3 protein-coding genes and 3 pseudogenes are annotated in these 11,194 nt (G+C 41.4%); all 6 read left to right on the forward strand.

Annotated features, from left to right (window positions below; all coding sequences use genetic code 11):
* Positions 1-12: 12 nt before the first annotated feature.
* Positions 13-6,849, forward strand: a complete 6,837-nt coding sequence (locus tag AAEZ00_RS20025; RefSeq protein WP_351089637.1) for a SpvB/TcaC N-terminal domain-containing protein — start codon at positions 13-15, stop codon at positions 6,847-6,849.
* Positions 6,846-7,301 carry a hypothetical protein gene (locus AAEZ00_RS20030; RefSeq protein ID WP_188918416.1) on the forward strand — a complete coding sequence of 152 codons (456 nt, stop codon included), beginning with the start codon at positions 6,846-6,848 and terminating at the stop codon, positions 7,299-7,301. The genes AAEZ00_RS20025 and AAEZ00_RS20030 overlap by 4 nt, the downstream gene beginning before the upstream one ends.
* Positions 7,302-7,698: 397 nt before the next feature.
* A pseudogene (locus AAEZ00_RS20035) lies at positions 7,699-7,926 on the forward strand (transposase); the annotation flags it as partial.
* 218 nt (positions 7,927-8,144) lie between these two features.
* A pseudogene (locus AAEZ00_RS20040) lies at positions 8,145-8,783 on the forward strand (transposase); the annotation flags it as partial.
* A gap of 406 nt (positions 8,784-9,189) precedes the next feature.
* Positions 9,190-10,167 carry a transposase gene (locus tag AAEZ00_RS20045; protein WP_351089640.1) on the forward strand — a complete coding sequence of 326 codons (978 nt, stop codon included), beginning with the start codon at positions 9,190-9,192 and terminating at the stop codon, positions 10,165-10,167.
* Positions 10,168-10,389: 222 nt separating this feature from the next.
* Positions 10,390-10,926, forward strand: a pseudogene (locus AAEZ00_RS20050) (transposase); the annotation flags it as partial.
* Positions 10,927-11,194 lie beyond the last annotated feature (268 nt).

Genomic DNA, 11,194 nt, shown 5'->3' on the forward strand with positions numbered 1-11,194 from the left:
ACAGTCAATGCGGTGAATGACGCCCCCACCATTAGCAATATCAGCAACCGCAGTATCAATGAAGACAGCAATACGGGCATTATTGCCTTTACCATAGGTGATGCTGAAACGGCCGCAGGTTCGTTGTCAGTGAGTCGCAGTTCAAGCAATACGGCACTCGTTCCGACCGCCAATGTGATATTGGGCGGCAGTGGTGCCAACCGTACGGTGAGTGTGACACCCGTGGCGAACCAAGCTGGAAAATCGACTATTAGTATTACCGTATCCGATGGCAGTTTAAGCAGTACTGTTGCATTCGTTGTGACAGTCAATGCCGTCGATGATCTTCCTATTGTCAGCTTAACGCCAATTCCTGACTTATATGAATCACAATCTTTATTTGTAACGGCAAGTGCATCTGATAATGATAGCGATATTAGTGCAGTAGAGTTTTCAATAGATAACTCCGCTTGGTATCCCGACACAAGCTCACCCTACAACTATGATTTTGGAATGCAGGCAATTGGAATACATCAGGTCAACGTTAGAGCTAAGAGTTCAACCAATCAATATTCATCGATAAGCACAGCGTCATTCAATGTCCTTTCTGTAGCGTTAGTTGATATTAATGAGATATCTGATGCAGCGAACAGTCCCGTATCACCAGAGCAAAGCGACTTAGTGGGTGAAATAAAAGGTAATGCCGGCGTTGATGGCGGTGCATTTTCTTATTCAGTGCCTTTGACTATTGCTCCAGGTCGTAAGGGCGTTCAACCTAGCTTATCGCTAAACTACAACAGTCAATCTGGTGAAGGAATTGCCGGCATGGGCTGGAGTTTATCAGCCAATTCTAGCATTTCCCGCTGTTCTAATATTTATGATCTAGATGACTCAACGATTAATAGCACTTTTAGTGTAGACGATAAAATTTGTTACAACGGTAGTCGCTTAGTGGCAGTATCTCCGACTAATGGCGGTTCTGTTGGGCAATACGGCACCTCTGGCACCTATTATCAAACCGAGCGCGATGGTTCTGTTATTGTGCAACAATTAGGTGGCGGACTAAATAGCAGCAGTGTTTACTTTGTTGCTTCTGAAGTAAATGGTACTCAACATTTATTGGGTCAATCAAGTAACAGTCGTATTGTCCCCGTAGGATTAAACCTTGCTTCTACTTGGCTGCAAGATACCACCCGCGATACTCACAGCAATGAAATTAGTTATCAATACGATGAAGCCTCTGCAGGTAATCGCTATCTTCTTGATATTTTCTACACTGGTTATGAAGGTGTTTTAGGGACTCGAAATATTCACTTTGATTACAAAAAAATACCTAGCTCTAAAGGTTATCAATGGGGAGGTTATAGTGTTCATGACAGGCAGTTGATGAGTATTTCAATGAACATTGAAGGGCAAGAGAAAGCAACTTGGTTATTGAATTATCAGACTCCGACCACTTCTTTAAATGATGCAGCGATATTAGACAATTTGCAGTATTGCGATACAGACAATAATGATTGTTTAACAACAGAATTCTCGTGGTTTTACCGTCAATACCAGCACAACTTACAAACCAACCATGCACTAGCCAACATTACAGATAATTATACTGTTGGATTAAAAGTAAAACAGGATGCCGATTATGATGGCGATGGTGTGGCAGACTTATCCGTCCCGTTAGACGGCATCTATCTATCACGCACAGGAAACAAAATTACTTATCGCAATTTGCCTGACATTAGTGGCCGTCAGTGGGCGGGTGATTTGAATGATGATGGTTTACCCAATTCAAATGAAGAAAGCGCAAATGCCATAAATGGCACTATCGATTACGATTTAGATGGTGCTGATGATTTTGTTTATACCAACAGCGCTTCTAAGCTTGTTTTTACCAGCTTTAACGCTGATGGCAGCCTTAAAAGCTCTTATACGTCGGGAATTAGTGCGACTTGTTATACCACGATTTATCGTGATATTGGGGATAAGTTTTGCACAAGTCATGCTGTAGACATTAATGGTGATGGTCGTAAAGATATTCTCGTTGCTACCAATAAGGTTACTGGATCCAGCAACTACACTATTACTTATAAAGCTTATCTGCGAAATGACTCTGGTGCTGGTTTTAGTTACAAACGCAGCTTTACTGCACAGGCCAAAGAACCGCTTATTCCGATGGATGTGGATGGCGATGGTGTTGTTGATTTGGCGCCAAGCCAATTTCACAAGTCATTAAAATGGTACAAGGTTGAGTTTAACCCAGACTCAAATGCGGTCTCATTTATTGAGAAAAATATCACTTTTAACGTCAATGTTGACATTGTTCATCGCACACGACCAAGCCGTTGGGTAGACTTTAACGGTGACGGACTCAGCGATATCTTGACATTGCATAAGGTGAACAGCGCCGACACCTTTTATACCCGCTATATCATTTTCAATAAAGGCAATGGATTATTTGAAGCACCATTTAATACAGGCATAAAAGAGCTGGCGTTTAGTGGCGGCAATGGCAGTTTTGCCAAGGACCCTACTTATAGTGGTTCGGCTGGTTACGTGCACGAAAATTTCATTCAATTTATTGATTATAATGGCGACGGTCGTCAAGACATCCTTTATCCTAATTATGCTCGCAAAAAATACCTGTATGAATGTTGGAATTGGACGTATAACGAGTCCTGTCGCGCCGTTGATGGTGGCAATGCACCTAAATTTTATGACCATGATGTTTGGTATTGGAATGTGTTGCTCACCAACCCTGATGGCAAATCTTTTACTGATGTCCAACTACCCGTTTATGGTGCGTTAGCTACGCTGTCCCCTATCGATTTAACGGGTGATGGCAGAGTTGATTTCATCTCAGGAATAGGGTTTGAGTCAGACGCCACAAAACGCACCTGGTTTTACGGCTCTAAATATGGCGGCAAGCCTAGTTCTTATCCCGTCGGATTTGCCCTGTTTGCGCATGTGGATACTCAAGATACGACTATTAAGAGTATCAAAACAGGTATGGGGGAAAAATTACAGCTTGATTATACGCAACTTAAAAATATTTACTCTCAGCCTGAGACGACCGAATATCCTTACGTAAATTTCACTAATACCATGCGAGTTGTTGTTACATTAAAAGAAGATAATGGTTTAAATGGGGTTAACAAAACGGAATACAGTTATAAAAATGCTCGATTCCATGTTGCGGGCCGAGGCTTTCAAGGTTTTAGTGACATTATTGAAACCAATACTGATGCTCAAAATCTGCATACATTAACGACTGAAACCATGTTCTCACAAACCTTCCCTTGGTCAGGGACTGTGTTGAAAAAAACCATTAAGGACGGTCAACAAAATATACTCAATGAATACCGCGTTAACGAATTATCACCGAGTCTATCGGATTATACCGCAGGAATTGCCAATAAAAATGGTGGCAAAAGTTGGTGTTTCTATCCTAAAAAGACAACGAGCGTAACGAAATCTATTGACCCAAACACCATTGTGACGACGGTGAAAAACTCGCAAGAAAAAAACCGTTTTTGTCAAACGACGTTATCGTCAACTTCAACGATTGATAACACCATAGAACATAACAAAAGCAGTACACAGGATTATACCGATATAGCGGGTTGGTCTATGCCTACAGCCTCAGAAACCAACCAGTCGGTTGCCTATACAGTAGCTCATGAAGGTGTAATTTTAAACCCTGCTAATACAGCGACAAGCCAAAAAACGACGCACATTTATAATGATAATACACAAGAGTTGATCAGCAGCATAACTGAAGGCACCGGTACGTTAAAAGGGGTTGCCACCACTACGACTTATAGCGACTATGACCAGTACGGTAATGCAAGCAAAGTGAGTGTGGGAGATAGATACAATCAAGTCGCCATGACTAATGATGGTTATTTTGTCTATAAAACCTTTAATGCCCAATGGCCGGGCGTTGCCGTGACAACCAATACCTATGACCCACTAACCGGTCAGGTTCTGACATCTGTTGATATGGATGGAGTGACGACAACCAATCAGGTTAACTTTATTGGTATGGTACAAAGCTCATCAGTCACTAAAGGCGCCTTAGTTATCCAGCCTACCAACTATGTGTCATTACAATGGGAGACCGGAGATTATGCCTACAAGCAAATTGTACAAGCAGATGGCCAACCACAAGCCGTTACCTATTTCGACAGCCTTGGTCGTCCTGTAAAGCAGGTAACCGATGGTTTTGAAGGCGAAATCATTAGCGAAACCGCGTATGACGCAAGAGGCAATATTGTTAGTGAAACCAAGCCAACAGAGGATTACGGCACCCAAAATACGACACAATTCCAAGGTTATGATGCGTTAGGGCGGCCCGCACGTAAGATTTACAATGACGGCATGGTTAGCTACCAGTCAGAATATGACTATGGCGATGGCATTACGACGAATATTAGCGTTTCTGGCGGGTTAAATGCGTCGATGAGTCGCAGTTATAACAGCCTCGGCCAGTTATTAAGCACTACAGATGCAAAAGGTAATAAAAGCTATTTTGCCTATAATGCAGCAGGTTTACCTGTATTAATCCAAGATGTGCTGGGCAGTAAAATTACCGCTCGCTATGATGATTTAGGCCGCAAGGCATGGTTTAACGACCCGAATATGGGGGTATGGAACTTTACTTATAATCAATATGGCGAGCTTAAAACCCAAACAGATGCGCGCAATATTACAACCACATTTAGCTATGACAAAGCCGGTCGTCAAACGAGTCAAACAGGTCAGCAAACGCGAACCTGGGTATATGATACTATCGTAGGTTACGCTAAGTTATACCAGGCTAAAGTCGATGGGCATATTCAAACTCATAGCTATGATACCGCTGGGCGCATTAAGCAAACACTTACGGCTATTGGTAGCTTAAGCTTCACTGAAAAATATGCCTATGACTCGCAATTTGGCCGTATTAAAGCCATGCAGTACCCTAGCGGCGAGCATGTAGCCTATCGTTTTGACGACAATGGTTATTTAGTCGAAGACTACCAACGTTTTACTGATGGTTCCGAGCAATCACTGCGCATAATCGATGAGTACAGCGCCTTTGGCAGTATTAATCAACAAACGTTCAGTAACCATTATGTTCAACAGTTTAGCCGTAATTTAGCCGGTTCACCGACGAGTATCTGTACCAGTTCTTCTGGAGGGTGCAGTACTATCGGGGTGCAATACTTAAATTATGATTATGATGGAATGGGTAACTTAGCCTTTCAACACAATGTGATTACCCAGTTCAAAGAAAGCTACAACTATGACGAGCTCATGCGGGTTGATGACTCAACTAAAACGTACAAAGGTATCACCTATGCTGCGGTTAATTACGACTATGATGCCGCAGGTAATATCCTTGTTAAAGGCGATTACGGCAGTCAGTATCTCTACGGTAGTGTAGGCAAAGGTGCTGGCGGTAATGCAGGCCCTAACGCCATTAGGCAGTTTATCCGTGGTGGTACAAAAACCTTCACCTATGACAATAACGGTAACCGGCTCACAGGCGATGGCGTAACATTAAGCTATAACGACCAAAATAAGCCGTTAACGGTTGACCGCAATAATGTAAAAAGTACATTCAGTTACGATGCGAATGGTAACCGCTATAAACAGGTTAAACAGCAAAGTGGTAGTGTGGTATCGACCACGTATTATGTGGGCAGTTTTGAGCGTGAAGTGACCTTAAGCAGTACGGTAGATAAAACCTACATTGGTGACCACACCATTAAGATGAAAGCCCATGTGGGCAGCTTAGGTAATCAATCACCGTTCCAGCATGTACTGCGCGACCATTTAGGCAGTGTTGATACCTTGATGGATGCTAAAACCGGAGCAGTATTACAGCACCGTGGTTATGATGTGTTTGGTCGCCCAAGAGACATAGCATCAGGCAATACTTTATTATCTGGTACTAATTGGCAAGGTGTCACTAAGGGCTACACAGACCATGAGCATTTGATTGACCAAGAGCTCATTCATATGAACGGGCGGATATACGATTTTAACATCGGTCGTTTTTTAAGTGTTGACCCGTTTTTGCAGTTCCCAGAGAATAGTCAAAGCGCTAACCCGTATTCGTATATTTTGAATAACCCGATGAGTGGGACAGATCCGACCGGGTATCTAGCAGAAACAGATAAAGCAGAAGCGGTAGGTGGTCCATCAAATGATGCTGAAGTAGAAAAAGAAGAGACAAAAGTAACAGGTAATGGCCAGAAAAATGAAACTCGACGTGCAGTAAGAGATCACCGTTCAGCAAGCAAAGCCGGAACTTTTGCGCCGAGTTCTGGTACGTTTAGTGGCGTTAGTAATGATACCAGTGGAGATAATTCCGGCAACTCTAACACTAAATCCAGTTTTAATTCGGGCGAGCATAAGGGAAGACTTGAGGCGGAGTCGACTCTTGGTGAGGCACCATCGGATGCAAATCAAGTGTATAATGATGCAGAAAAAGCCTCTAGAGAATTACCCGAAATAAGGCGTGGAAAAGGGAGAGAGTTTGTTGATAAATTTGCAATTAGTTATATCGACAAGTCAGGGAAAATAAGAGTGGAGACTTTCTTGTCATTTGAGAATGCAAATAATTTTGCAGGACAAGTTGATGGTGGCTGGCCTGAAGCTATGGAGGAAGGTGGTTATATTACTTTGTATAGAACATCAACCTATGCGAAAACTATAGGCAACAAACATAATCCTTATCAGAAGTTAGATTTATCGAATAAGGAAAGTGTTATTTACAACCTTGCACATGAAGGAGTCCATACTCAATATGGTAGATCACACGATGCAAGGTTAGAAGCTATTTCGTTTGGTGCAGTTGAAAGTTACAGGGAAAATTTAAAATGATATCAATCAAGTATTTGATTATTATTCTGGCCGTAATTAGCTTCTGCGTTTGGCCAAGTAATTATAAGTCTACTTATATAACAAGAGTAAATGCAGCAAGCTACGATGTAGAAATACAAGTTAAAGCAAGTGAAATATATGGTATGTACCAAATTGATGTAAAGATAGGAAGTATTCCAACAAAATTTCATTGTTTAAAATTAAATAAAGTAGATCTTGGTATTTATGGTGATTCAGGGCCAATAGCTATTACCCCTTTAAATTTGAGTTCTGACGGTGATTTATATCATTCTTTTTATTTGCAAAAGGATAATTTGGTAAGAACAAGTATTGGGATAAACTATTCCAATACCTTGAGTGGAAGCCAATGTGAGCAGTTGTCTTTGAATGCGTTTATTGTTGAGTTGTCAGCTTGGAAAACAAGCAATTCTGATATTTTACAATTACATTAGGAATAACCCATAAAGTATTCAGCTGAAAAGTATATATAAAACAATTTTTAAAGGCTCATAATTATTGACTTTTTTCAACTTCAGAAATAAAGTCAATCTTAGTTAGCAATTGCAGACTTTGAAGATGTAAAGTTCTGCAACAAAATGAATTTAAACGACTATTTTAACTATTTAATTCGAGAGTCTGGGTTCAAATTCCTATCCCTCCGCCACATTCAATGAAAAGGCCTTATCGAAAGATAAGGCCTTTTTGTTTGGGCAAAAGATAGAGATTTAAACCCAGGGTTCTTCTTTATTACAAGCAAGATATCCCTCCGCAAGATTCAACGAGAACGCGTGAGTATTTAAGCGGGTTGAAAATCTCTACAGAAAAATTGACCATTACAACATAGTGCAAGTTGAAGATACCGGACGGATTATTCGACAAGATAAGCGGGGCGCCATTAGCTCAAGCAGCCAGGACATACTGAATAGATTAAACATTCCCGCAGAGAATTGGCTTAAAATCACAACTGAATTTAAAGGCGCTTTTTGAGCTTTACCTGCACTAACCGAATATTGTGAACATTTAGAACGAAAACAACGACAAGATGCAGCTAATTGTCAGCGCTGGTTGTGCGCTTAAATCACAATTCCAAATCAAATTACAATTCACCTTACCCTTGATGACTATCAAGTTTTCCTGCTGTGCCTAATTTAGAAAAGGACAAGTAAACCAGTTATTTATTGCTAATATTTTAGTCATATCGATAGAAATAGAAAATAACATGGCCACCCATTCTAACTAGCTAAATATTCAACACTGAACTAGGCTTTATTACCCTTTTCAAATGGTAATAGAAGATGGCCAGACCAAGACAAACTATCGTTAGCCTAGAAGATACGCCTTACTATCACTGCTGTTCTCGTGTGGTACGTAAGGCATTTCTATGTGGAATTGATAATGCCACTGGTGATAATTTTGAACATCGGCGTGAGTGGGTAGATGCGCGCATTCTTGAGCTGGCGACCATCTTTGCTATTGATATCTGTGCTTATGTCGTGATGAGTAACCATTTGCATGTAGTGTTGAAAGTCGATGCTGACAAAGTAAAACAGTGGTCAGATAAAGACGTGCTAACTCAATGGCACAAAGGCTTTAAGGGCACGTTGCTTACGCACAAATACCTTAAAGAGGAAGACCTTAACCAGTTTGAGCTTCAAACGGTTAATGAATGCATTACCGAATACCGTAAGCGCTTAATTGATATCAGTTGGTTTATGCGTTCACTCAGTGAGCCAATCGCTAGAATGGCCAATAAAGAGGATAAGTGCACAGGCAGATTCTGGGAAGGGCGCTTTAAGTCTCAAGCACTACTTGATGAAGCCGCAGTGCTAGCCTGTATGGCTTATGTCGATTTAAACCCTGTCAGAGCCAAAATGGCAGCAACCCCTGAAACCTCAGATTACACCAGTATTCAGCGCCGTATCAATTCAGCGATGATAATAATCAAGACACCCAAGATTATTGGCCGAAGCTAATAATCAAGACACCCAGCTAATAATCAAGACACCCAAGATTATTGGCTAAATATTGAGCGCTCAACTACGCTTTATTTACCCTTTCCAAACGGTAATTAAAGATGGCCAGACCAATAAAAATAATTAAGACACCCAAGATTATTGGCTACCCAAGATTATTGGCTAAATATTGAGCGCTCAACTACGCTTTATTTACTCTTTCCAAACGGTAATCAAAGATGGCCAGACCAAGACAAACCCTCGTGAGTTTAGAAGATACGCCTTACTATCACTGTTGTTCGCGAAAATAACATGGCCACCCATTCTAACTAGCTAAATATTCAACACTGAACTAGGCTTTATTACCCTTTTCAAATGGTAATAGAAGATGGCCAGACCAAGACAAACTATCGTTAGCCTAGAAGATACGCCTTACTATCACTGCTGTTCTCGTGTGGTACGTAAGGCATTTCTATGTGGAATTGATAATGCCACTGGTGAAAACTTTGAGCATCGGCGTGAGTGGGTTGATTCACGCATTCTTGAGTTAGCGACCATCTTTGCTATTGATATCTGTGCTTATGTCGTGATGAGTAACCATTTGCATGTAGTGTTGAAAGTCGATGCTGACAAAGTAAAACAGTGGTCAGATAAAGACGTGCTCATTCAATGGCACAAGGGCTTTAAAGGCACGTTACTCACTCACAAATACCTTAAAGAGGAAGACCTTAACCAGTTTGAACTTCAAACGGTTAATGAATGCATTACCGAATACCGTAAGCGCTTAATTGATATCAGTTGGTTTATGCGTTCACTCAGTGAGCCCATCGCCAGAATGGCCAACAAAGAAGATAAGTGCACAGGCAGATTCTGGGAAGGCAGGTTTAAGTCTCAAGCATTACTTGATGAAGCCGCAGTACTCGCCTGTATGGCTTATGTTGATTTGAATCCAATTCGTGCCAATATGGCAGCAACCCCCGAAACCTCAGATTACACCAGTATCCAACGTCGAATAAATTCAGCAATGAAAGGTGAGCAACCACCTGAGTTATTACCGTTTGTGGGTAATGAACGACTCATTATGCCTAACGGGCTCATGTTCAGCGTGAAAGACTACATTGTACTGGTTGAAGATACCGGTCGGATTATTCGAGAAGATAAACGTGGTGCGATTAGCTCAAGCAGTCAGGACATATTGAATAGACTCAACATCCCTGCAGAGAATTGGCTTAAAATCACCACTGAATTTGGTGCTTTATTTAAAGGTGCAGTAGGAGCATTACCCGCCTTAACCGAATACTGTGAGCATTTAGACCGAAAACGACGACAAGGCGCTGCAAACTGCCAACGCTGGTTGCGCGCTTAAGCATTAATTCTTGAAAAACCACCATCTTCCTTATACTTGATTGATATCAAGATTTTCTGCTGTGCCGGATTCTGAAAAAGAAAAGTAAACCAGTTACTTAACGCTAATTTTTTAGTCATATCGATAGAAATAGGTGAGTTGAGCACGTCTATCGTAACCCTCGCCAAAGCTATGAAAACGAGTTATGTTATTTGTTCAAAAATGGGTGGCTTCGTTTTTTTTGCCAGAATGGCCAACAAAGAAGATAAGTGTACAGGTAGATTCTGGGAAGGTCGTTTCAAATCTCAAGCTCTGCTTGATGAAGCCGCAGTATTAGCCTGTATGGCCTACGTTGATTTAAACCCTGTTAGAGCGAAGATGGCCGCCACACCTGAAATCTCAGATTACACCAGTATTCAGCGCCGTATAAATTCAGCAATGAAAGGCGAGCAACCACCTGAGTTATTACCGTTTATGGGTAATGAGCGACTCAATATGCCTAACGGGCTCATGTTCAGTGTAAAAGACTACATCGTCTTAGTTGAAGATACTGGTCGGATTATTCGAGAAGATAAACGTGGTGCCATTAGCTCAAGCAGTCAGGACATACTGAATAGACTCAACATCCCAGCAGAGAATTGGCTTAAAATCACCACAGAGTTCGGCACATTATTTAAAGGAGCTGTCGGAGCATTACCTGCCTTAACCGAATACTGTGAGCATTTAGAGCGAAAACGACGACAAGGCGCTGCAAATTGTCAGCGCTGGCTGTGCGCTTAAGTCACAATCCCCAATCAAATTACAATTCACCTTACACTTGATGACTATCAAGTTTTCCTGCTGTGCCTAATTTCGAAAAAGACAAGTAAACGAGTTTTTTATCGCTAATGTTTTAGTCATATCGATAGAAATAGGTGAGTTGAGTACATCGAGTATACCTCTCGCCAAAGCCATGAAACGAGTTATGTTATTTGTTCAAAAATGGGTGGCTTCGTTTTTTTGGTGGCTTCGTTTTTTTGGTGGCTTCGTTTTTTTGGGGAATGAGCGT

Origin of the sequence: Shewanella sp. S1-49-MNA-CIBAN-0167, assembly GCF_040310145.1 — a bacterium.
In the GTDB taxonomy this organism is placed as follows: domain Bacteria; phylum Pseudomonadota; class Gammaproteobacteria; order Enterobacterales; family Shewanellaceae; genus Shewanella; species Shewanella psychromarinicola.

Excerpts from the sequence above, each read along its gene's own strand:
- AAEZ00_RS20030 (WP_188918416.1), top strand. The coding sequence starts at position 6,846 with ATGATATCAATCAAGTATTTGATTATTATTCTGGCCGTAATTAGCTTC.
- AAEZ00_RS20045 (WP_351089640.1), top strand. The coding sequence starts at position 9,190 with ATGGCCAGACCAAGACAAACTATCGTTAGCCTAGAAGATACGCCTTAC.